Source organism: Paenibacillus sp. FSL H3-0321, assembly GCF_038002865.1.
Lineage (GTDB): Bacteria > Bacillota > Bacilli > Paenibacillales > Paenibacillaceae > Paenibacillus_AQ.
In genome coordinates, this window is record NZ_JBBODH010000001.1 from 696,283 (window position 1) to 721,189 (window position 24,907).

Annotated in this window: 22 protein-coding genes; 4 read left to right on the plus strand and 18 right to left on the minus strand. The window is 49.5% G+C overall.

Translation table 11 applies throughout. The features are described from left to right. Nucleotides 1-162: 162 nt before the first annotated feature. From MHI45_RS02860 to MHI45_RS02890, 7 genes are all read right to left on the minus strand, one after another. Nucleotides 163-669, minus strand: coding sequence for a DUF4178 domain-containing protein (locus MHI45_RS02860; protein ID WP_076109570.1), 507 nt, complete (start codon nt 667-669; stop codon nt 163-165). A gap of 24 nt (nt 670-693) precedes the next feature. Further along, nucleotides 694-1,104, minus strand: a complete 411-nt coding sequence (locus MHI45_RS02865) for a DUF350 domain-containing protein (RefSeq protein WP_076109569.1) — start codon at nt 1,102-1,104, stop codon at nt 694-696. A 126-nt stretch (nt 1,105-1,230) separates the two neighbouring features. Continuing rightward, nucleotides 1,231-1,899, minus strand: coding sequence for a PspA/IM30 family protein (locus MHI45_RS02870; protein ID WP_038592818.1), 669 nt, complete (start codon nt 1,897-1,899; stop codon nt 1,231-1,233). A 76-nt stretch (nt 1,900-1,975) separates the two neighbouring features. Then, complete coding sequence (lpdD, locus tag MHI45_RS02875; RefSeq protein ID WP_076109568.1) at nt 1,976-2,308, minus strand: prenylated flavin chaperone LpdD; 333 nt, start codon at nt 2,306-2,308, stop codon at nt 1,976-1,978. Between the two features lie 88 nt (nt 2,309-2,396). Further along, nucleotides 2,397-3,329, minus strand: a complete 933-nt coding sequence (locus MHI45_RS02880; RefSeq protein ID WP_038592824.1) for a dihydroorotate dehydrogenase — start codon at nt 3,327-3,329, stop codon at nt 2,397-2,399. After that, nucleotides 3,322-4,026, minus strand: coding sequence for a dihydroorotate dehydrogenase electron transfer subunit (locus MHI45_RS02885; RefSeq protein ID WP_076109567.1), 705 nt, complete (start codon nt 4,024-4,026; stop codon nt 3,322-3,324). The genes MHI45_RS02880 and MHI45_RS02885 overlap by 8 nt, the downstream gene beginning before the upstream one ends. 86 nt (nt 4,027-4,112) lie before the next feature. Next, nucleotides 4,113-5,153 (minus strand): NADH:flavin oxidoreductase/NADH oxidase, encoded by a 1,041-nt coding sequence (locus tag MHI45_RS02890; RefSeq protein ID WP_076109566.1) that lies wholly within the window; start codon nt 5,151-5,153, stop codon nt 4,113-4,115. A gap of 189 nt (nt 5,154-5,342) precedes the next feature. Here MHI45_RS02890 and MHI45_RS02895 point away from each other — a divergent pair, with 189 nt between their 5' ends. Next, nucleotides 5,343-6,230 carry a polysaccharide deacetylase family protein gene (locus tag MHI45_RS02895; RefSeq protein WP_076109565.1) on the plus strand — a complete coding sequence of 296 codons (888 nt, stop codon included), beginning with the start codon at nt 5,343-5,345 and terminating at the stop codon, nt 6,228-6,230. Between the two features lie 146 nt (nt 6,231-6,376). On the opposite strand, the gene MHI45_RS02900 is transcribed toward MHI45_RS02895, so the two are convergent. Further along, on the minus strand, nt 6,377-7,039 hold the full coding sequence (locus MHI45_RS02900) for a 3D domain-containing protein (protein ID WP_038592833.1): 663 nt from the start codon (nt 7,037-7,039) through the stop codon (nt 6,377-6,379). Between the two features lie 385 nt (nt 7,040-7,424). Between MHI45_RS02900 and ppk1 the strand changes: the two genes are divergently transcribed. Continuing rightward, nucleotides 7,425-9,539 carry a polyphosphate kinase 1 gene (gene ppk1 / locus MHI45_RS02905; RefSeq protein ID WP_076109564.1) on the plus strand — a complete coding sequence of 705 codons (2,115 nt, stop codon included), beginning with the start codon at nt 7,425-7,427 and terminating at the stop codon, nt 9,537-9,539. Here ppk1 and MHI45_RS02910 read toward each other — a convergent pair. The 4 genes from MHI45_RS02910 to MHI45_RS02925 form a co-directional block, all read right to left on the minus strand. After that, a complete protein-coding gene (locus tag MHI45_RS02910) occupies nt 9,487-11,016 on the minus strand; it encodes a Ppx/GppA phosphatase family protein (protein ID WP_076109563.1) in 1,530 nt (509 codons plus the stop codon). The genes ppk1 and MHI45_RS02910 overlap by 53 nt on opposite strands. A 117-nt stretch (nt 11,017-11,133) precedes the next feature. Further along, complete coding sequence (locus MHI45_RS02915; RefSeq protein ID WP_038592842.1) at nt 11,134-11,856, minus strand: amino acid ABC transporter ATP-binding protein; 723 nt, start codon at nt 11,854-11,856, stop codon at nt 11,134-11,136. Next, nucleotides 11,843-12,502: an amino acid ABC transporter permease gene (locus MHI45_RS02920; RefSeq protein WP_038592845.1), complete on the minus strand. Its 660-nt coding sequence runs from the start codon at nt 12,500-12,502 to the stop codon at nt 11,843-11,845. Before MHI45_RS02920 ends, MHI45_RS02915 begins: the two co-directional genes overlap by 14 nt. Before the next feature lie 136 nt (nt 12,503-12,638). Next, complete coding sequence (locus tag MHI45_RS02925) at nt 12,639-13,460, minus strand: transporter substrate-binding domain-containing protein (protein WP_076109562.1); 822 nt, start codon at nt 13,458-13,460, stop codon at nt 12,639-12,641. Between the two features lie 415 nt (nt 13,461-13,875). Between MHI45_RS02925 and MHI45_RS02930 the strand changes: the two genes are divergently transcribed. Further along, a complete protein-coding gene (locus tag MHI45_RS02930) occupies nt 13,876-15,621 on the plus strand; it encodes an alpha-glycosidase (RefSeq protein ID WP_076109586.1) in 1,746 nt (581 codons plus the stop codon). Between the two features lie 146 nt (nt 15,622-15,767). Here MHI45_RS02930 and glgA read toward each other — a convergent pair whose 3' ends face one another. Both glgA and glgB read right to left on the minus strand, forming a co-directional pair. Continuing rightward, nucleotides 15,768-17,195 carry a glycogen synthase GlgA gene (gene glgA, locus MHI45_RS02935; protein WP_076109561.1) on the minus strand — a complete coding sequence of 476 codons (1,428 nt, stop codon included), beginning with the start codon at nt 17,193-17,195 and terminating at the stop codon, nt 15,768-15,770. A gap of 35 nt (nt 17,196-17,230) precedes the next feature. Then, nucleotides 17,231-19,156 (minus strand): 1,4-alpha-glucan branching protein GlgB, encoded by a 1,926-nt coding sequence (gene glgB / locus MHI45_RS02940; protein ID WP_076109560.1) that lies wholly within the window; start codon nt 19,154-19,156, stop codon nt 17,231-17,233. Nucleotides 19,157-19,372: 216 nt separating this feature from the next. On the opposite strand from glgB, the gene MHI45_RS02945 reads away from it, so the two are divergent. After that, complete coding sequence (locus MHI45_RS02945; RefSeq protein WP_076109559.1) at nt 19,373-20,602, plus strand: glucose-1-phosphate adenylyltransferase; 1,230 nt, start codon at nt 19,373-19,375, stop codon at nt 20,600-20,602. Between the two features lie 121 nt (nt 20,603-20,723). Here MHI45_RS02945 and MHI45_RS02950 read toward each other — a convergent pair whose 3' ends face one another. Genes MHI45_RS02950 through MHI45_RS02965 form a run of 4 tightly spaced genes read right to left on the minus strand, consistent with a single transcriptional unit; the run spans nt 20,724 to nt 24,892 of the window. Next, nucleotides 20,724-22,160 carry a sensor histidine kinase gene (locus MHI45_RS02950; protein WP_076109558.1) on the minus strand — a complete coding sequence of 479 codons (1,437 nt, stop codon included), beginning with the start codon at nt 22,158-22,160 and terminating at the stop codon, nt 20,724-20,726. After that, nucleotides 22,157-22,855, minus strand: a complete 699-nt coding sequence (locus MHI45_RS02955; RefSeq protein ID WP_038592865.1) for a response regulator transcription factor — start codon at nt 22,853-22,855, stop codon at nt 22,157-22,159. Before MHI45_RS02955 ends, MHI45_RS02950 begins: the two co-directional genes overlap by 4 nt. Continuing rightward, nucleotides 22,848-24,131: a hypothetical protein gene (locus tag MHI45_RS02960; protein ID WP_144024253.1), complete on the minus strand. Its 1,284-nt coding sequence runs from the start codon at nt 24,129-24,131 to the stop codon at nt 22,848-22,850. Before MHI45_RS02960 ends, MHI45_RS02955 begins: the two co-directional genes overlap by 8 nt. Nucleotides 24,132-24,166: 35 nt before the next feature. Further along, entirely contained in the window at nt 24,167-24,892 is a 726-nt protein-coding gene (locus MHI45_RS02965; protein WP_076109556.1) for a phosphonate ABC transporter ATP-binding protein, read from the minus strand. Between the last annotated feature and the right edge of the window lie 15 nt (nt 24,893-24,907).

A 24,907-nucleotide genomic window follows, 5' to 3' on the forward strand; every position in this document is an offset into this window, starting at 1 on the left:
AGAACTATTTTAACATGAGACCCGGGAAAGTGATATTTGGATATGAGTGTCTGCTCACGGTACGTTCCGCATAGCTTTGTGAGACAAAGCAAAAAGGATACCCGCTATAGAAGCGAAGGTATCCTCTAATCCCCATTTGGGATGCAGAAAACAGGTGTTGAATTACGAAGCCCGGATCACTTTGACATCTCCCGGAATGACTTTTTCGCCTTCATAAAGCATAAACCGCCCATTCTGCCATTCCACCCGCAGTAGCCGGTAATCATCGGACTGGTACTGCCAGACATGCTGCTCTCCGCCATTGGTATACGGCGTCTGTCCTGTTACCGCTGCGAACCCTTCGTATTCTTCCTCCAGGTGGAACGTGTAACCATCCAGCTCCAGCGTAGAAGGTACCTCGGCAGGATCATCCAGCCGCCCGTCAATCGGTTGATACAGACTGTATTGCAGCTGTTCACGCTCCTCGATATACAGATAGGAGATCTTGCTTCCGTCGCGGAGTGTCAAGACAACCGCATTGCGGCCGCTGGTTTTCGTCCGGCCCGTTACTTCATAAGTAACCAGTGACACTTCGCAAATATCCCCCGGGGAGAGATTCAGCATACTTTTTGGTGCAGCCGGTGCTTCTGTTTTGGAAAAAAGATTACCAATACGTTTCCATATACTCAAACTCCATCATTCCTCCTGTTATATTTAACCTCTTATGAAAGCCGCAATAATTAATGCCCCTGTTACATGCAGCGAGCCAGCTAATAATCCATAACCGATTTTGCCCAGCTGGGTGCCATAATCAAGATTAAGCTTACCCCAGCGGCTCAGCAGCAGGCGGACTGCCCTTTCAAGGAAAAACAAAAGAACAAAGGAAACTACGGAGACAATAAGCGCATCTCCCAGACCCTTTGAAGTGGAAATGGAAGCCGATAATATGTAGGCTTGTGCCAGCAGTTTCAGTACGAAACGCGTTGTGACCGCCATATTGCCTGCCTTCAGTTCCTCCAAATCATTATAACGGGTAAACAGCGAATCCACGAACATCAGTACACATAGAAGCACTGCGCCGCTCACCGTCCATACAACCATGGACACCAGAGTTTGGAAATCCATTGCTTTAGCCCCCGCTTATTCAGATTGCTGCTCTATCCGACCACATAGAGAAGGCGAAGGAGAAACTGCTAGTTCCGTCTCCCCTTCGCCTGTGAACACCGGCTTTAGGACCGGTAAGTCCATATCCTATTGTTTGTCGTATTGCTTCATCAGCGCAGCCAGCTCATCTTCTACAGCTTGATCCTTACCCAGCTTCTCGAATTCATCGTCAAGTGATTTATTGCCCGAGCTCATCTCATTGCTGGCTTCTGCCTGAGCTTCAGCTTGCAGCATCTTTTCTTCCATGCGCTTCAGTCCGGCGGAAGCCGAGTCAGAGCTGAAACCGCTCATTGCCTTATTGATTTCAGTTTGCGCCTTGGCGGCATTGAAGCGGGCTACCAAAGTCTCACGTTTGTTCTTCATCTCGGTGAGCTGTTTGCGCATTTCCTCCAGTTTGGCACGCAGGTTGTCGGCCGAAGCTTTATTCTGATCGAAGCTTGTTTTGTACTCCACCAGCTTGACTTCAGCAGATTTCTTCTCTTCCAGCGCGCGGCGGGCCAGATCGGCATTGCCGGCTTGGGCTGCCGTATGCGCCTGCTGGTTGCGCTTGGCTACAAGTGCTTCCTGCTCTTCATACAGCTGTTTGAATTTCTTCTCGATGGCGATCTGGGCAGCTACCGCTTTCTCGGCATCCTCCAAATCCTCGGTCATGTCACGGATATATTGGTCCGTCATTTTGACCGGGTCTTCCGCCTTGTCAATAATCGCATTCACATTGGACATGGTCAAATCACGCAATCTTTTAAATATAGACATCGGTTCATTCCTCCAAAATAAAAGTTAATTGCTCATTTGGTATCTTTTACGCAGAGTGTCGAGAATCGTTTCAAATTTATTGCGTTAAATATTGATCCACCTTGCTGTTTACGATTTCTACAACTTTAGTGATGCCCTCTTTGCTCAAATCATCATAATGAATGCCCATAACCACCGTGACCGTCTTGCCCAGTGCAGCCGATACCTTGAGCGCGATGGCTTCACTGATTGTATGCTCTTTGTGATGGGGGACGGCAGAGGTGGAGACGCTGATGTTATCACCATCAACATATGCGGTGCTTGCCGCACCGATATGGCGGCCCCCTCCGGTAATGAGCAGCAGTAAATCACGGCCTACAGCTATTGCAGACAGTTCAATGTCCTCTGGATGGAACTCATAAGCAACCAACCCGATCTCCCCTTCCCATTATATTAACCTTGAAGCATGAAGATATCTCAGGTCAGCGAAAAATAGTACGCGCAAAACTTGGGAGAGCTCACACAATACCGCGGATCTCGTCCAGGGAAGAGATGTTCTCTGCTAGCATGAACTGCTGCAGTTCCTCCACTAGCGTACTGCCTGCCCGCAGGTTCATGAAATTATAGGTTCCAACCTGGATAACCGTTGCTCCGGCCATAATGAATTCTATAATATCCGTTGCCGAGGTAATCCCGCCCATACCGATTACCGGAATAGACACCCGTTTGGCTACCTGATGCACCATACGCAGCGCCACCGGCTTGATCGCCGGACCGGATAGTCCGGCATACAGATTATTAAACACGCTGCGGCGGCGGCGGACATCGATCTTCATCCCTGAGATCGTGTTAATCAGCGAAACCGCATCTGCCCCCTCTTCCTGGCACATCTCTGCCATTTCGGCGATATCCTCGGCGTTCGGTGACAGCTTCACGGCGAGCGGAAGTTTCGTTGCTGCTCTGACCGCACGCACGACCTCCTGTGCAGCAGGAGTCTTGACACCGAAAGCGATGCCTCCTTCTTTTACGTTGGGGCAGGAAATATTAAGCTCTATCATGTCCACCGCAGTTGTGCCGGCTAGACTCCGGGCTTCGGCATCCCGCTGGATCAGCTCGGCGCCAAGCACATAATCATGCAATGTATTGCCGCCAAGATTCACGATCCGTGCAGTGTCCAGTGTCTCCCAATATGGAAGTTCCTTGGCCAGAAACCCTTCCACTCCAGGGTTCTCCAGACCGACACTGTTCAGCATGCCGGAAGCCGTCTCATAGACGCGAACACCGGGGTTTCCGGCCTTGGCGTTAAGAGTAAGACCTTTGCCGGAGATTCCTCCCAGCATGGATACATCATAAAGCTTGCCATACTCGCGGCCGAAGCCGAAAGTGCCGGAGGCCATGACGATTGGATTCTTGAAATGTACGCCTGCTATATTTGCAGTTAAATTAATCATGGAAGAGCACCTCCTCCGCCAAAAAGACCGGCCCGTCCGCACATGCCTTGCGCTGCCCGTCACGGCAGGACACACTGCATACGAGACATGCGCCTATCCCGCAGGCCATCCGGTTCTCCAGTGAAAGATACACGCCGGTTTTTTTGCCTGCTGTGTCGGCTGCGAAGCCTTTTAATTGCGCTGCTTTCAGCATGGGATGCGGTCCACAGACAAAAATATGATCATAGCTGGTAAAATCAACACTGTCGAGAATCAGGCCGCCGACATTGACCGTCAGCTCCGCCGCCAAGGGACGAAATGCTTCCGTACGGAAGGCTTCCCGGCTGAATCCCAAATAAATGTCACTGCCCGGAAGCTTCTGGGCACAGTAATAAAGCGGAGCAATGCCAATCCCCCCGCCTACCAGAGCAACCTTCCCCTTAACTTCGGGAAAGCCATTGCCAAACGGCCCTTCAAGATCAATGTTATCTCCGGGTGTCAGACCGGCAAAGATTTCAGTTCCTTCCCCGACCACATGATAGAGAAATTCGACACCGTCATCGTTTACTTGATGTATGCTAAGCGGTCTGGACAACAGCGGATAGGCTCCCCATGCCCGCAACATGTAGAATTGACCCATTTCACCGCCGTAATTCCCTTCAACCCGAAGGTGGTACACTCCATCAGCCAGCCGCTCGTTAGTTATAACTGTCGCCACGTTATCAAGCTCCTTCAAATTTAATCTTATTAACCATGCCCTAGAAGGAGTTTAAAATCTGTGACATATTTCACATTGGTAGAATGCTATTTTCTGTTCCATACCCCGCGCTCATAGGGTTTCGGCACATTCGCTTGGTCTACCCCGCCAAGTGCTTCCTCAGCATGCAGCGCCCAGTAAGGGTCACTGAGCATTGCCCGGCCAATAGCCACGAGTTCCGCCTTCTCTTCGGCAACTACGGACTGGGCTTCTGCGTAGTTCTCGAGACGTCCTACCGCTATAACCGGAACCTGCAGGCCGCTTCTGATATATTCAGCGAGATCCACCTGATACGCCGGACCTGCGTTAGGTCCGCCATTAGAGCCGACCGGTCCTTCTCCGCCAGAAGATACATGGAACATATCTACGCCAGCGTCTTTATACCGGCGGCAAATGTCCAGAGCGTAGGCTTCATCATAGCCGCCTTCGACATATTCTTTGGCCGATACTCTCATCAGCAGCGGCATCTCTGCGGGCAATACTTCTCTAACTGCTTGGACCACTTGTTCACCGAACAGTGCCAAATCAGCTCCGTACTCATCCTCTCTGACGTTAGTGAGCGGGGAATGGAACTGATGAATCAGGTATCCATGGGCACCGTGAATCTCTACCGTGTCAAAACCGGCTTCCACTGCTCTGCGCGCGCCCTCACGGTAAGCCAAGACAAGCTCTGCGATCTCTTCTTTGGAGAGTGCCTGAGGTATTTTGGACTTCTCATCGAACGGAATTGCCGAGGGAGCAACCGGCGGCTCCGCATCCAGCGCCTTGCGGCCTGCATGACCTAACTGAATAGCAATTTTTGCGCCGTACGTATGGACCCCATCCGTAATCTTGCGGTAGGCCGCTATCTGGTCATCGCTCCAGATCCCGGTGTCGTGGTTAGTGATGCGCCCGTCCGGATGCACACCGCTCATCTCTACAATAATAAAGCCGGTTCCGCCAACGGCGCGGCTGACATAATGCACGAAATGCCAATCATTTGGGATTCCGTCCTGCTTGTGCACCGCATACTGGCACATCGGGGGCATAACTATCCGATTCTTTAGAACCAAGGCCTTCAATTCATAAGGCTTGAATAAATCAGTCATTTCGATTCCAACCTTTCCGGTTATCCGATTTATAGTGGAAGCGATTCTCCCATTTCATTAGTATACACGTAAATTTCACGGCAATAAATCTCAACCTGCGAGGATGGAAGTTCAGCATAAATTAGCCTTCACTTGGGGATAACAAGGGAGAAACCGCAGTGAGCGAAGTTATATAGGAGGTGTGGATGAATGGATAAGCTGCTAAAAGGGCGGAAACTGCTCATTCTCTTAGCGATTACAATGGTTCTGTTTAGCCCCGTGACCTCTGCAGAGCTTGTTTCAGCCTCTCCTCCCCTTCTGCAGCAACCGGAAGAGAACGGAACCCCTCCGCCACAGAATGCTGCCGAAGACGAAGTAGAGGCTATCGCACCCGGTTCTTCTTCTTCCGCAGCGGCTGCCCGGCGGCAAAAACGCAGCAGAACTCTGTCTCTAAGCCAGCTGATGCGCAAATATCCGGAGACGATCATGACCCAGGGCCCCCGGAACAGGATGATCGCCCTGACGTTTGATGATGTTCCTGATCCGCGTTTCACACCGCAGCTGCTGGATGTTCTCCGCAAATATCATGTGAAAGCGACCTTTTTTGTCGTCGGAAGCCGGGCGGAGAAACATCCTGCGCTGGTGCAGCGGATGATCAGGGAAGGCCATGTTGTCGGCAACCACTCTTATAATCATCCGGAATTCGGGAAGCTAAGTGTAAATGAATTCCGGACACAAATTATGCGCACCGAAAATATTATTGCTGCCCTTGCCGGGTACAAGCCACGATTAATTCGCCCGCCGTATGGGGATGTCAGTGAGCAACAGCTCAAATGGGCAAAAAGTCACGGCTACAAGCTGATCAATTGGAATGTTGATTCTTTGGACTGGCGGGGGTTGTCTAAATCGCAGGTAAGAAACAACATTTTGTCCCATGCGGGCAAGGGGGCGATTGTGCTGCAGCACGGCGGCGGCGGCCAGGGAAGCAATCTTCGGGGGACGATCCAGGCGCTCCCGGAAGTTATCAATATCTTGCGCAAGCGGGGCTATACTTTTGTAACTGTCCCCCAAATGCTTCAGGTTGATAAAAATAAATGACTTATAGCGCAAACCAGCTTCGCCTTCCCTCTAGAACCGGTGTCCGTTTATTGAAATTAAAAAAGGAAACGAGCTGCCATGATCTCCGGCATTCATCGTTTCCTTTTGAGTGTGGCTTAATAGCGGCATGGAGCCGTTAAAGCAGACTATTCAATAATGTACAAATTCACGTACTGAAATCCAAAATCCGATACGAAGCTTTGGCTTCCGGGAATAAAGATATCTATACGGTTGCCTTTGATCGCACTTCCCATATCCGTGGCCGTGGCCAGAAATGCCTGCTTCGGCAGCCCGGGATGCGAATGTCCGGTCACCAGCACCTTCGTGCCGAGCGGAATCACATTCGGATCTACAGCAATCGTGCCCAGCTTAAGCGCATCGCCGAAATAATCGACCGCCCCCCATTTGCCGTTCTCACTGGCTGCCGAGGAGTAGGCTGTAGCTTTGGCCTGAATAATTTTGGCATAGTTGAATTCTTTACCCCACGCTTGAACTGTATTGGATTCCTTCTCCACGTTCAGGCTGGTCGAAATGACGGAAGCTGGGGACGAGGTGTCTGCAGCGGCAATTAGTTTATTCTCACGTGGAATGGTGAGCTTAAGCCCCGGATAAATATTCACGCTCGCAACCGACTTGTTGGCATTCATGAGTTCATCGACACCGATACCGTAATAGTTCGATAGTGTATAATAGGTGGTAGTTTCTCCTGCAATATGTACGCTGTCCGCCTTGGCGGGGACTGCATGCAGCAGTGTACTGATGCCAACGGCAGCAGCAAGGGCTGTAATGGCTCTGAATCTGATCTTCATATTTGCCTCCTTCATTAGTGGGTGCAAGAGGATTCCCGTGAGGGAATATCTCGCGCCAAGATAACTCTGGACGTATGTACCTTCTTCTTTACCGGCATATCCAGTGCAGTAGTTTGTAAACTAACAGTATTGAATATATCACAATTTTGTAACCAATGCCTAAGAAATTGTTACCATTCTGATAGAATTTACTTTTCCTCCACACCACAAAAGGAATACTATTACTTAGTAATTATATATTCCCAATATATTAAGAGATTTTTTAAGATATTCGGATATTATCCGCGAAAATTTTACACAGATTTAACAATTCCCCCTTCGGCAAATAGTAGAATGGTAGAATACGATAAAGTAATTAAGACATTGAAGCACACTTGGAGGGTCTATGAACGCAGAAGAGAAAAAAAACAACCATAGCAGTCCAGCTACTGCTTACCTCAACCGGGACTTAAGCTGGATCGAATTTAACCGCCGCGTACTGCTTGAAGCGCAGGATCTGGATAATCCGCTGATGGAACGGGCTAAATTTCTAGCGATCGTATCCAGCAACCTGGATGAGTTCATCAGTGTGCGTGTAGCCGGAATTCAGGATCAGATTAGAGCCGGCTATACGAAAAAAGATTTTACCGGCTATACCCCCTCCGGATTGTACAAACGTCTGATCAAGCGGGTCACCAAAATTATTGCCGACCAATACCGCACCTTCCGCGATATCTCCCGGCATTTGCATAAAGAAGGCATTGTCTTTGTTAACTACGAGGATCTGACTCATGCTCAGGAGTTGTCGATTGAGCAGTATTACCGCGACATTATTTTCCCTGTTCTGACTCCGATGGCCGTTGACCAGAGCCGTCCGTTTCCGCTTGTTCACAGCCAGTTCATCTATCTGGCCGTGGTACTGACCCGTAAGAACAGCCAGGAAGAAGAGCCTTATTTCGCCATCCTGCAGATCCCTTCCAACCTGCCGCGATGCATTCCGCTCCCTCACCGTTCCAACAGCAAAAAACGGCAGTTCGTCTTTATTGAGGATGTTATCCGCCATCATATTCAAACGTTATTCAGCGGCTATGAGCCGGTAGCAGTCAGCGAGTTCCGTCTAACCCGCAACTCTGATCTGACGATTGATGAGGAAGGCGCAGAGGATTTGCTCGAGGAGATTGAAAAGGAGCTGCGCAAACGCCGCCGGGGTGTTCCCGCCCGGCTTGAGGTGCAAAAAGGGATTCATCCGTATGCCCTTGAACAGCTGCAGGCCGAATTCGAGCTTGAGGATTTTGTCTTTGAAATTGACGGGCCCCTTGACCTAGGGTTTCTGCGGGGATTCGCAGGTAGCCTGAAGGGCTTCAGTTACCTGTTTGATGCTCCGATAGTGCCGCAATATCCGGCGGAATTTGAGGAGAATGAGGATTTCTTCGAAGTGCTGCGCGAGCGAGATGTGCTAGTGTACCATCCATACGAATCCTTTGATGCGATGAGCGACTTTATTATTCAGGCTTCCGAGGATGAGCATGTCATGGCCATCAAGATGACCCTGTACCGGGTCAGCGGCAACTCGCCGTTGATTACCGCCCTGGCCAATGCCGCAGAATCGGGCAAACAGGTTACCGTGGTAGTAGAGCTGAAAGCCCGGTTTGACGAAGAGCGGAACATTGCCTGGGCACGCAAGCTGGAACAATCCGGCTGCCATGTCGTCTATGGCCTGGTCGGGCTCAAAACGCATGCTAAAGTAACACTGATCGTCCGCCAGGAAGGGAACGAGCTGCGCCGCTATGTACATGTCGGTACCGGGAACTACAATGACAGCACAGCCAAAGCCTACACCGACCTCAGCCTGTTCACTGCCAATAATGAAATTGGGCTGGATGCCTCAGAGCTGTTCAACCAAATGACCGGTTATTCCGCCAATTATGACTGGAATGCCTTCATCGTTGCTCCGACCAACATGAGCCTGTCGCTGCAAAAGCTGATTCTCCGCGAAGCCGAGCACGCAGCAGCCGGCAGACCGGCACGAATTATAGCCAAGATGAACTCTTTATCCAATCAGGAGGTCATCGACAGCCTGTACAGCGCAGCCCAGGCCGGTGTATCCATCGATTTGATTGTACGCGGCGTCTGCTGCCTGCGCCCGGGCATTGAAGGCCTGAGTGAGCGGATCACAGTCCGCAGCATCGTTGACCGTTTTCTTGAGCATTCACGCATCTATTATTTCGAGAATGGCGGCAAGCCGGAAGTGTATTTATCCAGCGCCGACTGGATGACACGCAATTTGACCCGGCGGATAGAACTGATGTGTCCGGTGCTGGACAGCGGCATCCGCAAGCAGATCGTCAAGATCCTTGATCTGTCGCTGAAGGATAACGTGAAAGCCAGCTTCCTTCAGCCGAATGGATATTACGAACGGCCGGACGACAAAAAGGCTCCCTTCCGGAGCCAATTAGCCGCTTTGGAGGTCAGTCATTGGAAAGGGAGCCGAGCTTTACCTTCACCGACCAAGCATTCTTAAATGCTTTTAGGGCGTTCTCAATGTCTTCCTGTCCGATATGCACCTCACCTACACCCTCAAGCTCCAGATGAAGAGTATTGCCGTGCAGCTCAGCATTCAATCCACGGATTACACCGATCTCGGTGCTGTCCAGAGCAATGCTAAGCTGTACGAGCGTACCCAGCTTATGAATCCACTCCTCGTCGGAAGCCAGTAAAATGTCCTTATGGGTCTGGGACAATTTCTGCTTCCGGCTTTTTGTGCTGTAGGAAGCAATAAGCGCACTGAGAATCAATTCCCGGTGAGTAAGACCGCGGATCGGTGAATTCATCAGCCAGTAGCGTGTATGCCGTTTCGACTGGTAGTAGTTAATATTCGATCCTGTACGGTGCAGCATGATGGAGACATAGATCAGCATCTTCTGCTCTTCGCGGTCACCTTCATGTCCCAAAGCGCCAAACAGACTCATCGCAAGCTTGCAGATATGTTCCAGATGCCCTTTAGAAGTGCGGATATCGAAGCGGATAATCGTATCCAGACTGAACTCCAACGCACTGTCACACACCGGCTGCTCAGGATTTAAGAGGTCATGCAGCATGCCTTCCCGCAAACCTTCCCCGCTGATGAGTGCCTGACTGGCTCGGATATAGTTGTAAACTGTATGGAAAATGACCAGCCCCGACACAATGATGTCCGCCCGGCTCTTGGACAACCCTTCCATATCTTTCCGTTTCTCATAAGGCGTATCAGGCAGTATCTCCATAAACCGGTCTATCGTTTCACTGGAGAGTACATAACCATGAGAATTCGGCAAGGAATACTCCCTCATCTTCTGGTCCAGCTTGCCTAATGAACGGAGCGTTCCCCCGAGGCCGTATAACGGCAGACCAGCACTGGTGCCCAGCCACTCATGCTCGACTAGCCTGCCGGTCACATAAGCCTGGAGCTTCTTCACTTGTTCGCTGTTCCAGTTGCCTTGGTGGCTGAACATGAGGTTGGTGTTGACCGCACCGAATGGAAAGGAGATGCTGTGCTGATAGCGCCGTCCGCGGAACAGGGTAACCTCCGTACTGCCGCCGCCAATATCAATCACGAATCCGTCCTGCACATCAAAGGCATTAATGACGCCAAGAAATCCAAAGTAAGCTTCCTGATAGCCGCTGATCACCTCAATTGGAATAGAGGAAGCCTCTGAAAGATATGTAATAATCTCGAAAGAATTTGCGGCGTTGCGGATGGCCGCTGTCGCTCCTGCACGGATCCTCTCCACCTCAAAGGCACTGCAAATCTCCTTGAACTGGCGCAAGACAGGAATAATGGTGTCCATATCTTCCCGCTCAAGCCTGCCCTCTTTTGTAATCTTCTCACTTAGCCGGGCAGAGTATTTGCACTCCTTGATGATTTTGTAACCTCCTTGCCGCGTTGTATCATAAATCACAAGACGAATGGAGTTGGAACCAATATCAATGATGCCTATCCGGCATAGATCATCGCTCATCTGTATGTACCCCCTTCAAGTTGATCGAGCATATTTATATACTATATCACCCATTTAGGTCTTAACCAAAAACAAAACGGCCGCCGGAGTTATTTCCAAGGGCCGTTTAGTGCGTTTCTATAAGACTTTGCTGAGGAAATCGCGGGTCCGGTCATGCTTCGGATGGCCGAAGACTTCCGCGGGTGTCCCCTGCTCTACGATATAGCCGCCGTCCATAAAAAGAATCCGGTCGCCCACTTCACGGGCAAAGCCCATTTCATGAGTGACAATAACCATCGTCATCCCGTCTTCGGCCAGCTTCTTCATCACTTCCAGCACCTCGCCGACCATTTCAGGGTCAAGCGCCGATGTCGGCTCATCGAAGAGCATCACATGCGGCTGCATGGCCAATGCACGGGCGATGGCGATCCGTTGTTTCTGCCCGCCGGAGAGTTGAGCCGGGTAAGCATCGCGTTTATCTTCTAGCCCTACCGTCCGCAGCAGCTCCATAGCAATTTTTTCAGCTTCCGCCGGCTGCTGCTTTTTTACTTTGAGCGGAGCCAGCATGATATTCTGCAGCACCGATTTATGCGGGAACAGGTTAAACTGCTGGAACACCATGCCCATTTTTTCACGGGTCACATTAATATCATGTTTCTTCGCTGTGATGGATTCGCCTTCAAAGGTGATTTCTCCCCCAGTGGGCTGCTCCAGCAGATTCAGACAGCGCAAAAAGGTACTTTTGCCGGAGCCGCTGGGTCCGATGACCACCACAACTTCGCCTTTTTGAATTTCGAGGTCAATGCCCTTCAGGATTTCCAGCTTGCCAAAATGTTTTTGCAGGTTGTTAACGGCGATCATCCGTATTCAGCCTCCTTTCGAGAATGCCAAGCAGCTTAGATAAAGTGAATGTAAGGATGAAATACATAATGGAAATGATGATCAGCGGTGTAAGCCCCTCATAAGTAATGGCTGTAATATTTCTGGCCTGGAAAAGAAGATCCGCCACCCCGATCATCGACACAATGGACGACTCCTTAATGATCGTAATGAACTCATTGCCGATAGCCGGCAGCACATTCTTCAGCGCCTGGGGAAGCACGATGTAGCGCATGGTCATCCCTTGTTTCATCCCGAGAGAACGGGCTGCTTCCATTTGGCCGCGGTCCACGCCTTGAATACCGGCACGGAAGATCTCGGCCAGATAAGCCGAACTGTTAATCGTGAGTGTAATCGCACCCGACTGAATCGCCGAAAATTCCAGACCTAATTCTACTAAGCCGTAATGGATGAGAAAGAGCTGTACCAGCATTGGCGTACCGCGCAGAAATTCAACCCACGCGGTAGCGATAAACCGCAGTACGCTCCACTTGGACATGCGCAGCAGAGAAACTATAATTCCCAGTACAAAGCCGCAGAGTACCCCAATCAATGCCAGCAGCAAGGTGTATTTTAAGCCGGAGAAAAAAAGATTGCGGTATTCATATGCCATATCGAATAGATTCATTGCAGGCCTAACCTCCTGTCTTCTTGTAGGATTTCAAAAAAATAGAAAACAGCGGATCACCGCCATTTTCTGAATAGTGTAACTGTACTCTGCATAACTGTCCTTACTTCTGAAAGTGCCGGAATCTGGGCTTCCTTTATTTGCTTATGGAAAGGTCGCTTGCAGCCGATACGTACTCTTCAATCTTGCCGTCTGCCGTCAAACGTTTCAAGGTTGTATTCACTTGATCCAGCAATTCTTTATTGCCTTTCTTCACTCCGATAACGTATCCGTCATCCTCTACCACAGGTTTGGCGTCAGTAATGACGAGGCCCTTCACATTCTTCACGAACGATTCGGCAACAGGCCCTTCCATAATAGAAGCATCTACACGGTTAGATTGCAGCTGCATAACAATCTCAGTCATTTTGGTCAGCGAGGTCAGCTTCGCCCCTTCAATTTCTTTGGCGATTTCTTCCTGAATCGAACCTGTCTGAATGCCGATCTTGGTGTTCTTCAGGGCATCCATAGTAGCAAATTTATCTTTATCAGCTTCACGAACGACAACCGCTTGCTCTGCTTTAAAGTAAACATCGGAGAGGCCGACTGCTTCTGCACGTTTCGGTGTATAGCTCAGTCCGGAGATAACAATATCCACTCTTCCGCTCGATAGCTCGTTCAGCAGGGAATCAAAAGGAAGATCCCTGATAACCAGCTCAGCACCCATATCAGCAGCGATATCCTTGGCAATCTCGATGTCAAAGCCTACGATCGTATCCTTGCCATCTATCATTTTATGGAATTCGTAGGGCGGAAATTCTGCGCTGGTTCCCAGCGTCAGTGTTTTGGCTGCAGTTTCGCTGCCCGCGTTGCCATTCGATGCTGCATTTTTATTATCATCATTGTTATTGGTACCACAGCCGGTCATAAGTCCTACCGCTATCAGCATGCCTAAAGAAAGTTTACCCCATTTTTTCATCTGTATATCTCCCCTATCCTGTTTTAGTACTCTAAGTTGTGCCTTTGACCGATTTATTATAAATCACTCCGCATGAATATGCAAAGACAAATTTGTGACAAAGCCCGTTAAATCAACGTTAGAAAAATATGGTGTAAGCTTGCATTACGTTCCCTCATTTTGCACACGCCCTGACTTGAAGTATATACTATTTACTATCTCCAGCTGCTTCCTGGAATAAACGGAATTGGTTCACAATGACCTCTAGAGTGGTAATAACATGCAAACTGTATGAAAAGGATGCCTGCGAGGTCAGTTGTTCGAAGTGGTTGCAATGATGAGAATGCTCACAAACATAGGCTATGCTTTCGAAGTCAGTTTGTTCGAAGTGGTTTCAGTGATGAGAATGCTCACAAACATTAAGGAGGTGCAGGCCATGCTGCTGGAAGCGATGTACCATGTTCCCCGTGACAAGTGGGCTTATGCCTACGATACAAAAACTATACATCTGCGTGTTCGCACCAAACGTGACGATGTGGACTGTGTAGCAGCCCTTACAGGTGATAAATATGATTGGAAGCATACCTTTTATGAAATCATAATGGAAAAAGCCGCCTCCGACGACAGATTCGATTATTGGGAGGCTGCGGTCCGGCCTAAATATAAACGGCTCAGCTATACTTTTCGCGTCAGCAAAGGACAGGAAAATGTATATTTGCTTGATAACGGCATCCGTTCGGAATGCCCTCAGCCGCCTAACCACTTCTACGAGTTTCCCTATATACATCAAATTGATCTGTTCAAGGTTCCCAACTGGGCCAAGGATGCGGTGTTTTATCAAATTATGACCGAACGTTTCGCTAATGGCGATCCCGCCAATGACCCGGAAGGAACCGAAGCCTGGGGCGGAACTCCGAAGCTGGACAATTTTTTCGGCGGAGACTTGCAGGGAGTGCTGGATCATCTTGATGATCTGCATGAACTGGGTATCAATGCTGTATATTTCACTCCGCTATTCCTCTCCCCTTCCAACAATAAATATGACATCGTGGACTATAAAAAAATCGACCCCCATTTTGGAGATAATGAGCTGCTGAAACATGTAGTCGAGGAATGCCACCTAAGAGGAATACGGGTGATGCTGGACGCCGTCTTCAATCATTGCAGCGACAAGTTCCCGCCTTTTCAGGACGTGCTGGAGAAGGGTGAATATTCGGTTTATAAAGATTGGTTCCATATCAACTCCTTCCCGGCTGAGGTGGCCGACGGTATTCCTACGTATGACACTTTCGGCTTTTTTGGCAATATGCCCAAATTCAACACAGCAAACTACGAGGTCAGAGCCTACCTGCTGGAAGTCGCCGAATATTGGATCAAGGAGATCAAAGTAGACGGATGGCGGCTGGACGTTGCCAATGAGGTGGATCATCATTTCTGGCGCGACTTCCGCAAAGTGGTGAAATCCGCCAACCCGGAGGCCTATATCGTTGGTGAGGTGTGGAGTGACTCCCTTACATGGCTGCTGGGCGATCAGTTCGACTCGGTGATGAACTACCCGTTCTCAGGTACGGTGCTGGAATTCTTTAATGGCGGTATGGATGGCATCACCTTCGGACAACGGATCGGCGCTCTGTTAATGAGATATCCGCAGCAGACAAACGAGGTGGTCTTCAATTTGCTCGGCAGCCATGACACTCCCCGTTTGCTGACGGTGGTCGGAGAAGATAAACGGCGCCTCAAGCTGGCGGTTGTTTTCCTCTTCACCTTTATGGGGACACCCTGTATTTATTACGGGGATGAGATCGGCCTGACCGGCACAGAAGATCCCGACTGCCGTAAATGCATGGAGTGGGATGAAAAGAAGCAGGACCGCGAGCTGTATGATTTTTACCAGATGATGATCTTCCTGCGCAAAGGGCACAAAGCCCTTCGAGAAGGCAGATTCCGCATTCTGGTGGCCTGTGAAAATGACCCCTGCATCGTGTACGAACGTGCGGATGAAATCATTCATTTCACTGTCTGGATGAACAATTCCCCGGAGCCTCGCACGCTTAGACATCCGATGGAAACCGATGACTGGCAGGATGCGCTTACCGGCGAACCGGTTGCCCCGAAAGAGGGGATTATGCATATTTCGCTTGATCCTTATGGTTACCGGATTCTGTGCCGTAATTTAAGCTGAAGGCAACAAGTTTGTGACCTATTGAAACCAGTCAAACACGATAAAGTGTCTGACTGGTTTATAATGCTATACCCTCTCGAATATCCTTATATCAAAAAAAGGCACTCCTAAAGTCTTAAAGACTTGTAGGAATGCCTCTTTGTGCTTTATTTATGTGTGATTTTGTTGTAGATGTCGATATACTGCTGCGCGGAAACGTTCCAGCTGTAGTCACCGGCAAAAGCGTTTTTCGTGATTTTTTTCCAGTGTTCCGGCTTGCGGTAGAACGATACAGCCCGGCGCAGAGTATGCATCATGTCATGCGCGTTGTAATCCTTAAATGTGAAGCCGTTGCCTTCGCCAGTTTCCTCGTTATAGGCATGAACGGTATCATTAAGCCCGCCTGTCTCACGGACTACAGGAATACTTCCATAACGCAGCGCCAGCAGTTGGCTGATTCCGCAAGGCTCGAACTTTGATGGCATCAGGAACAGATCGCTGGCCGCATAAATTTTGCGCGACAAAGCGTCATTGAACAGAATCTGCGAAGACAGCTTGGTCGGGTACCGCCATGCCGCTTCACGGAACCAGCGTTCATAGGATTCGTCCCCTGTGCCAAGCAGTACAAATTGAATATCATCGTAATACAGCAGCTCATCCAGCACGCGTGTCAGGAGATCAAGACCCTTGGAATCAACCAGCCGCGTAACCATTGCGACCATCGGAATATACGGGGCTACGGGCAACCCTAACTCCTGCTGCAGGCCCAGCTTATTCTCAGCCTTCTTCGCCAGATTTGAACGGTAACGTGTAAAGATTTGCGGATCGCTGTTGGGATTGTAGCTCTTGGTATCAATGCCGTTAACAATCCCGCTGAGACTGTCCGCCCGGGAAGAGAGCAAGCCATCCAGACCATATCCATAATAGGCCGTACGAATTTCTTCCGCATAAGTAGGACTGACCGTAGTCACATGATCACTATGGACGATCCCGCCCTTCATATAGTTCACGTTGCCGTAATACTCTACACCGCTGAAGTAGCTGTTATCCAGGCCAAGCAGCTCACCCAGCACGGAATAAGGAAACACGCCTTGATATAGCAGATTGTGAATGGTAAGGACAGTGCGCATGTCGCTGTAGAACGGATCATGCCGGTAATGGCCCTGAAGCAGCATCGGAATGACAGCAGCATGCCAATCATGGCAATGCAGCACATCCGGCTGAAAGTTAATGGCCGGCAGGCATTCCAGAACCGCCCGGTTATAGAACGCAAACCGTTCACCATCATCCAGATATCCATAAATGCCGTCACGGCCAAAATAATATTCATTGTCGATAAAATAGACCGGAATACCATCGTAAATAATCTGTTCTATGCCGCAATACTGATTGCGCCAGCCAACAGGAACATCCACTACGGCTACATGCTCCATTTGCGAAGTGAACTTCTCCGGAATTCCCCGGTATTTGGGCAAAATCACCCGTACATCCACTCCTGCGCCCTTTAGCGCCTTGGGTAGAGCTCCAATGACATCAGCCAAACCACCTGTCTTAACAAAAGGATGGGCTTCGGCTGCAGCAAATAAAACTTTCATTCAGATTCCCCCTTAAATGTACGAATTCCTCTATTTCAAGCTTGTTTGACCACCTTGCGGCCGGATTTCTTGAGCACCAGAAATCCAAGTGCAGGAATGGTCAGCTCTATGCTGTTCAACTGGTTATGCCATTCTTTCTTGCTGCTCTTCATAGGCTCATTGCTGGCACCCGAGCCGCCAAACCGAATGTCCTCAGAGCTGAATATCTCTTCATAAGTTCCCGGGCGGGGTACGCCAATCCGGTACTGACGCCGTTCCACCGGCTGAAAATTGATAATTACAAGCAAGGTATCTACGGGCCTCTTGCCTCTGCGGATATAGGACACAATACTTTGGCCATTATCGTCGGCATCAATCCACTGATAGCCTTCCATATCATGATCAAGCTCCCACAATGCTTTTTCCGCCAAATACAGCTTGTTCAGCGCAGCGGTATAGGCCAGTATTCCGCGGTGGCTTTCATAATCCAGCAGCAGCCAATCGAGCTGCTCCTGGTCCTTCCACTCGATAAATTGTCCAAATTCTCCACCCATGAACAGCAGCTTTTTGCCGGGATGGGTAATCTGGTAGCCCAGCAGCAACCGGAGACCGGCAAATTTCTGTTCATAAGAGCCTGGCATCTTGTCCAGCAGTGATTTCTTGCCGTGCACCACTTCATCATGAGAGAGCGGCAGTGTGTAGTTCTCGGCATAGGCATAACAAATTGGGAAGGTCAACAAATTATGATGATAGGGCCGTGCCCCGAAATCATGTTCTATGTAGCCCAGTGTGTCATTCATCCAGCCCATATTCCATTTGTAGTTGAAACCGAGTCCCCCTTGATGAGCTGGAGACGTAACGCCAGGCCAGGCGCTGGATTCCTCCGCCATCATCAGTGCTTTCGGATAATACTGGAAGATTGCTTTATTCAGCTGCTGTATGAAACGGATGGCTTCAAGATTCTCAAGACCGCCGTTTTGATTGCGTCTGAACTGATGGCCTTGCTTCTCAAAATCGAGCCGCAGCATGCTTGTAACCGCATCAACTCTCATGCCATCTATATGATACTGCTCGAACCAGAACAAGGCATTTGAAATCAGAAAGGAGGATATTTCCGGCTTGCTGAAATCAAAGGAAAGCGTGCCCCAGCCCGGCTTCTCGGCCAGCATGGGATCCGCATACTCATACAGCGGTGAACCGTCAAACATTCTCAGGCCATGCGCATCTTTGGCAAAATGGGCCGGAACCCAGTCAAGAATGACCCCAATGCCTGCCTGATGCAGCTGGTCAATTAAATACATCAGCTCATGCGGCTCTCCGTAACGGCTCGTTGCGGCAAAATATCCGGTTCCCTGATAACCCCAGGATAAATCATAAGGATGTTCAGCCAGCGGCATAAACTCGACATGGGTATAACTCATCTCCAGCAGATAAGGGATCAGCAGATCGCTTATTTCCCGGTACGTGTAGAATTCTCCGTCTTCCTTCTGACGCCATGTGCCGAAATGCATTTCATAAATGTTCATCGGCGCGTTGTACGGTGCTTTATTCCGCCGCCTCCAGGAAGCGTCTCCCCAGCTGTAGCCGCTAAGATCCGCCACCACTGATGCCGTCGCCGGACGCACTTCAGCCTTGAATGCATAGGGATCAGCTTTAAGGAAGCTGTCGCCATTCGCTGCGGCAATCCTGTATTTGTAAAAAGTTCCCGGCTCTATGCCCGGAAAAAAACGACTCCAAAATCCTGAATCGGGTATCTTATATAACGAGTCCACGTCCTGCGTTCCATCCCAGCCGTTATGATTACCAGCCAGTCCTACATATGTCGCATGAGGAGCCCACACGGTAAAGCGTACGCCGGTCATTCCTTCTTCAGCGGCAATGTGCGCGCCCAGCATCGTATAGCTGCGATAATTCGTGCCCTCATGGAACAGGTAAATATCTTCAAATGACGGGAGGTTTTCTGCTTCTTGTATGTCAGGCAAATCATCACCACCTTATTATATAGGATGCACCTATAACATTACCCGAATGTTGGGCGTTTGAAAATGATTTTACAAGCAAAATAAGCTTTCACAGAATAAAGAAAATATTCATGTAATTTTTCTTGCGGTAACGCAATATATTTCACCTATGTCGTTTCAAGCGCTTGTGGGGAGTTTATATTACAAGCATTGACAAAAAAATGGGAGGGATAACAAATGAGTAAAAAAGAATGTATCGCCATGCTCCTGGCGGGTGGTGAAGGCCGCAGATTGGCCCCCCTGACCAGCACAATGGCAAAGCCTGCAGTCCCTTTCGGAGGACAGTATAGAATCATTGACTTTCCCCTCAGCAATTGTGTGAATTCCAATATCGACACTGTAGGCGTACTGACGCAGTACGAAGCTAATTCCTTGCATCAACACATTGGTGAAGGGGAGCCCTGGGGGCTTCACAGCACAACTGATCAGGGTGTCAGACTGCTACCTTCGGGAGTTGAAGGCCGTGAAAGTTATTCTGGAACAGCCGATGCCATTTATAAGAACATTGAGTTTATTGACAGTCAAAATCCTGAGCATGTACTGATCCTCTCGGCAGATCATATTTACCATATGGACTATCGAAAAATGCTGGATTACCATATCGGCAAATCCGCCAAAGCCACCATCTCGGTAATGGAAGTGCCTTGGGATGAAGCAAGCCGCTTCGGTGTGATGAACGTAAATGAGGAACTCCAAATTTCAGAATTTGCCGAAAAACCAAAAGTACCTAAAAGCAACCTCGCTTCGATGGGGATTTATCTATTCGAGTGGAAATACCTGAAAGAACATCTTCTCCGTGATGCCGCAAATCAGGCTTCCAGCCATGACTTCGGCAAAGATGTGATCCCGACGATGCTGGAGGCTAATGATGAATTGTTTGCCTTCCGTTTTGAAGGCTACTGGAGAGATGTAGGTACAGTGGGCAGCCTCTGGGAAGCGCATATGGATCTTCTGCAAGCCGATAACGGCTTCAAGCTCGACAACTCGAAGTGGCCAATGTATAGCCGGGCCCGCCGGACCAAACCCGCTGCAGTTAAACCACGTATGCAGTTGCAGATCAAAACAGCAGATTGCCTCGTAAATGAAACTTGCCTGCTGGAAGGCAGCCTGCAGCGCTCTGTAGTGTTCGGCGGTGTGGAAATCGGCAAAATGACCATGATTAAGCAAAGCGTTATTATGCCGGGTGCACGTATCGGCCGGGGCGTAGTAATTGAAAATGCAATTATCGGTGAAGGAGCTGTTATCAAAGACGGTGCTGTAATTAAGGGCAGTGTTGACAACATTGTCGTTGTCGGTCCTAATGAAATTGTGGCCGCCAAACCTGTCATTCGTACTCAGCCTTCCCGCCTACTGCAGGAAGTGTACGAAAAAACCGGACGTCTGCGGGCCGAAGGACTTCCTTCTTAAGATATCAGCTTCCCGTCAGTCTCCAATCTATACAAGAAAAAAGCAGCAGTCTCTGATAACCGGAGCTGCTGCTTTTTCTTGTATATTTACTTTCTGTCGCTTTACTCTCATAAAGAGCCTGTTACAGTAATTCGGGTCCGTTTCCACCCTCTGCTGCAACCGGAGGCTGTTCCTCGGTCAGCGGCAAAATAACAGTAACCTGCGTTCCTTTGCCCAGCTCACTATCCAATTCCAGCTTTCCGTGATGAAGCTCCACAATTTGCTGGGAAATGGCAAGCCCCAGTCCGGTTCCTCCGTTCAGCGCGTCGACCTGGAAGAAACGATCGCGGACTCTGGAGAGGTGGGCTTCGCTGATGCCAATTCCGCTGTCCCTGACAATGACAGCCATCTCCTCCTTGGAGAGACGGTGGGTGGACAAGACAATGCTGGAATCTTCAGGGGAGAACTTCACGGCGTTGTCCACCAAATTCAGGAATACCTGTTTCAGCCGGTTGGCGTCTCCCTTGATATAGATCGTCCCTTCACATTCCAGCAGCAGATGTATACGTTTCTTCTCCGCTTTGGCCCATACATTCAGTATCGTCTCCTGAAGCACCACTTTGATATCGATAAGAGCGATGGATAGCTTCATCTCATTCTGCTGCAGCTTGGAGAAGTCGAGGATTTCCTCCACCAGCCCGATCAGCCGGTCGCTTTCCTTGGATATAATCCCCATACCCAGCTTGGTTTCCTCCGGATCGTAGCCACCTGAAATCAGTGTTTCGCTCCAGCCCTTGATGCTGGTCAGCGGCGTCCGCAACTCATGGGAAATCGAGGAAATGAAATCATCCTTAATCTGATTGCTGCGGATAATTTCATCTGCCATATAGTTGAGTGTGGTTGCCAAATCACCAATCTCATATTTGTAGTCACCTTTGATCCGGGTCGTAAATCTGCCTTTGGCCATCTGCGCGGACACTGCCGTAATATTATTGAGCGGCTTTACAATGGAATTGGCGAGACCGAAGCTGAAGAGCATAACAATAGCCATTACTGCTGCACCGATACCGATGGATACCAAGGTAAGGTTCAGCAAATCTGAGTTGATTCTCTCCATGGACGTAAGGTATCTTACAATAAAAGAATCGCGGCCGTTAATGTGCAGCATTTTGGATACAGCCATAACGCTCTCATTCGTCCCTGCTTGTCTGCCTACCCAGCGTCCGATACTTCCGCCAACCGCTTCTGAAACATCGCTGGTAGTAATCGTACGGTCAGGCTGAAATGGCGTAGATCCGGTAAGGATATCACCGTTAAGGGTCAGTATTTCCAATTCTGTATTATCCATATCGAAGTATTCAAGCAGCTTCTGAAAATGAACGGGCGAACCCTCGTTGGAAAATGTAAATTTATAGAAGTTTTCCGATATTCCGATCTGGGTCGTAATTTTATTATAAACACTATCGTAATAATACGTCCGGATGGCCAGCAGAAAAATAACCTCAACGAGGAGGAGCGCCACGAAGACTACAAGAATATAGTGCAGTACAATCTGTCTGCGCATCCCCTTCTTGATCATTGTCCTTGACCCTTCCATTTATAGCCGTGTCCCCATACGGTCTGTAGGTATTCGGGTTCTGAGGGATTATTCTCAATCTTTTGGCGCAGCCGGCGGATATTCACATCAACAATTTTCGGGTCGCCCATGTACTCCTTGCCCCAGACATGATCCAAGAGCGAGTCGCGGCTGAGCGGTGTGTTTTCTTTTTCCAGGAAAAATTGTACCAATGAAAACTCGGTTGGCGTCAGTTCGATGCCTTCCCCGCTGCGCTTAAACTGTTTGGAAATCAGATCGAGCGTAAACGGCCCCGAATGAAATGAGACCTTTGCAGACTGCTCCCGGTGAACATTGACACGGCGCAGCAGTGATTGTATACGGGCGATCAGCTCCGTAGGACTGAATGGTTTGCTGACATGGTCATCCGCACCGACCGAAAGGGCGTATACCTTATCCTGCTCCTGGACTTTTGCGGTAAGAAAGATAATCCCGAGCCGTTCATTCGTTTCCCGGATGCGTCTGCATACCTCAAATCCGTCGATGCCGGGAACCATTACGTCCAGGAGTGCAATATCAATATCAGGAACCGTAGTCAGCTTGTGCAGTGCTTCATTGCCGTCAGCGGCTTCCAGTACCTCAAATCCGTTGCGCTTGAGATTAATAACTATAAAACTGCGGATGGATTCTTCATCCTCCAGGATTAATACCTTACTCATCGATTCCCTTCCTTTCTATAGGCGAGGTAATTTTATTGTTGTCGCCCCCGCTTGTGTTCTGCTCAACTTCTCCCCGATAGCCGATAAACTTATCAAGATCAAACCCTAATATTTTCCATCCGCTACTCTTTACGCGCTCCCATTCTGCCGGAGAAAAGAATGAGATTTCTGCTACCGTCTCACCGGTATTCGATAAAATAAACTTAAGTGATTTGTCCTGGACCGACTTGGTATCCACTGTAACATTCTCATGCCATTCCGGTAAAAGATCAATCCTGAAGCGGTCCGAAGGATCACGGTATTGCAGCGCGGAAAAGGTTAAGCCGTTTTTGCCGTCCCATTTGTAATAAGAATTGAAATAGGGAATCGTCTCAGGATCAAAATATTCCCAGCCCTTCGGCGGCTCCAGCAATCCGATTTCGATAACGCCGTCGCCGTCGATATCCTCGCTGACAATCTTTCTGTCCTTAAAGGTCCGGGCATCTCCGGGGATCACCACACGCAGCTTATTATTCTCCATCACTACCACCGTCGTGTATGCTGAGCGTGAATCCACTGCTGAATCCAGAATTATACCTTCTTTATTCTCTGCCACTTTTCCTGAGACAATATTGTAATAATTACTGAAATAAGGATCCAGATCGTCAAGCTCATCCAAAACCTTAAAGCCGTCGTTGTACTGATAGGTAGTAATTGTCGCAAACTCATTGCGTTTAAAATACACAACCGTGATGTCTTCAATCCCATCCTCATTGAGATCATCGACCATATATTTCGTGTAGGGCTGGGAGAGCACTTCCTCCAGTTCCCCGCCGGAATAGGAGTAGACCACCATCCCTTTCTCTACACCTCGTGAATAACCGGCAATGATATTCAGCTTCCCCTCACCGGTTACATCCCTTAAATCAACGGAATCCAATTCCGTTCCGCCACCGTCAAATACCAGCTTCTTCTCCCAGACATCGTCCCGCTTCTCCAGGATCATGCCGTGAATCAGTACGGCCTCGTTCTTCGTCGAATAGAAGACGAGTGTCTCCATCGTTCCGTCCTTGTCCAGATCCTCAGTGAAAATAGAGCTGTCATCATCACTAACCGGACGGATCAGCGAAGCTCCGGCTGGCATGTGGGACGTGATTGCCGTCATCAGCGAAGCCTTGTCGGCAGACAGCTCCGGCGCCTTCATCCGCAAAACAGGATCGCTGATGAAGGTGCAGCCCGACAGTATGGACAGAGAAAGAGATACCGCCGCCAGACGTCTCAGAACTCGATTATTCAACTTCATCACTCTTTCCTTGTTTCGTGGTGTAATGATTACAGATGCAGGCGTTCTTGTGATGTCAGACGGCGGCCCTTTACATCATGTTTGATCCGGCCGTCTTCAAGCACCCACAGCCGTGTAGCATAACGTTCCGCCAGTTCTAGGGGCAACACCGTCACTACCGTCAGCCCTGTCTCTTTGCAGAGCTTGCGCAGGGTTTCCAGCACTCCCTCCGCTGTACGCGGATCAAGACCGGTAACCGGTTCATCCGCCAGAATCACCTTGGCTCCGTGAACCAGTGCCCGGGCAATCGCCACCCGCTGACGTTCTCCGCCGCTTAGCTGGTTTGTCTTCATCTTGGCCTTATCCAGCAGACCCAATAAATCCAGCTCGTCCATCGCGCCCATGTAGTCGTCTGAACGGACCATTCCTGTCACCATCCGCCAGAGCGGTGTTTGCGAGGACTGGCCTATCAGCACATTCTTAAGCGCAGTCCGGTTCGGATTGAGCTCTGCATTTTGTTCCAGATAAGCCCACTCCCGGCGGATCTTCCGTTTGCCGGTAAATACATTTCCGAGAATATTGACTCCATCCACCCTGAAGTTCCCTCTGTCCCATTTCTCTTTCAGCGCAAGGCAGCGCAGCAGCGTTGACTTACCGCTCCCGCTGGCTCCCAGCAGTACAACAAGCTCACCTGGTTCTAATTGAAAGCCAATGTCCTGCAGAACAGGCATCTTTTCTTCCCCGACTGCTTTGGCTAAATGTTCAACTGTGATCATAGTTCAGCCTCTCCC

What these genes read in the sequence shown, in the direction of transcription:
- MHI45_RS02870 (WP_038592818.1), bottom strand. Translation starts at nt 1,899, where the DNA reads ATGTCTATATTTAAAAGATTGCGTGATTTGACCATGTCCAATGTGAAT.
- MHI45_RS02925 (WP_076109562.1), bottom strand. Translation starts at nt 13,460, where the DNA reads ATGAAAAAATGGGGTAAACTTTCTTTAGGCATGCTGATAGCGGTAGGA.
- MHI45_RS02900 (WP_038592833.1), bottom strand. Translation starts at nt 7,039, where the DNA reads ATGAAGATCAGATTCAGAGCCATTACAGCCCTTGCTGCTGCCGTTGGC.
- MHI45_RS02890 (WP_076109566.1), bottom strand. Translation starts at nt 5,153, where the DNA reads ATGACTGATTTATTCAAGCCTTATGAATTGAAGGCCTTGGTTCTAAAG.
- MHI45_RS02950 (WP_076109558.1), bottom strand. Translation starts at nt 22,160, where the DNA reads ATGATCAAGAAGGGGATGCGCAGACAGATTGTACTGCACTATATTCTT.
- MHI45_RS02895 (WP_076109565.1), top strand. Translation starts at nt 5,343, where the DNA reads ATGGATAAGCTGCTAAAAGGGCGGAAACTGCTCATTCTCTTAGCGATT.
- MHI45_RS02945 (WP_076109559.1), top strand. Translation starts at nt 19,373, where the DNA reads ATGAGTAAAAAAGAATGTATCGCCATGCTCCTGGCGGGTGGTGAAGGC.
- ppk1 (WP_076109564.1), top strand. Translation starts at nt 7,425, where the DNA reads ATGAACGCAGAAGAGAAAAAAAACAACCATAGCAGTCCAGCTACTGCT.
- MHI45_RS02930 (WP_076109586.1), top strand. Translation starts at nt 13,876, where the DNA reads ATGCTGCTGGAAGCGATGTACCATGTTCCCCGTGACAAGTGGGCTTAT.
- MHI45_RS02915 (WP_038592842.1), bottom strand. Translation starts at nt 11,856, where the DNA reads ATGATCGCCGTTAACAACCTGCAAAAACATTTTGGCAAGCTGGAAATC.
- MHI45_RS02865 (WP_076109569.1), bottom strand. Translation starts at nt 1,104, where the DNA reads ATGGATTTCCAAACTCTGGTGTCCATGGTTGTATGGACGGTGAGCGGC.
- MHI45_RS02920 (WP_038592845.1), bottom strand. Translation starts at nt 12,502, where the DNA reads ATGAATCTATTCGATATGGCATATGAATACCGCAATCTTTTTTTCTCC.
- MHI45_RS02965 (WP_076109556.1), bottom strand. Translation starts at nt 24,892, where the DNA reads ATGATCACAGTTGAACATTTAGCCAAAGCAGTCGGGGAAGAAAAGATG.
- MHI45_RS02910 (WP_076109563.1), bottom strand. Translation starts at nt 11,016, where the DNA reads ATGAGCGATGATCTATGCCGGATAGGCATCATTGATATTGGTTCCAAC.
- MHI45_RS02955 (WP_038592865.1), bottom strand. Translation starts at nt 22,855, where the DNA reads ATGAGTAAGGTATTAATCCTGGAGGATGAAGAATCCATCCGCAGTTTT.
- glgA (WP_076109561.1), bottom strand. Translation starts at nt 17,195, where the DNA reads ATGAAAGTTTTATTTGCTGCAGCCGAAGCCCATCCTTTTGTTAAGACA.
- MHI45_RS02880 (WP_038592824.1), bottom strand. Translation starts at nt 3,329, where the DNA reads ATGATTAATTTAACTGCAAATATAGCAGGCGTACATTTCAAGAATCCA.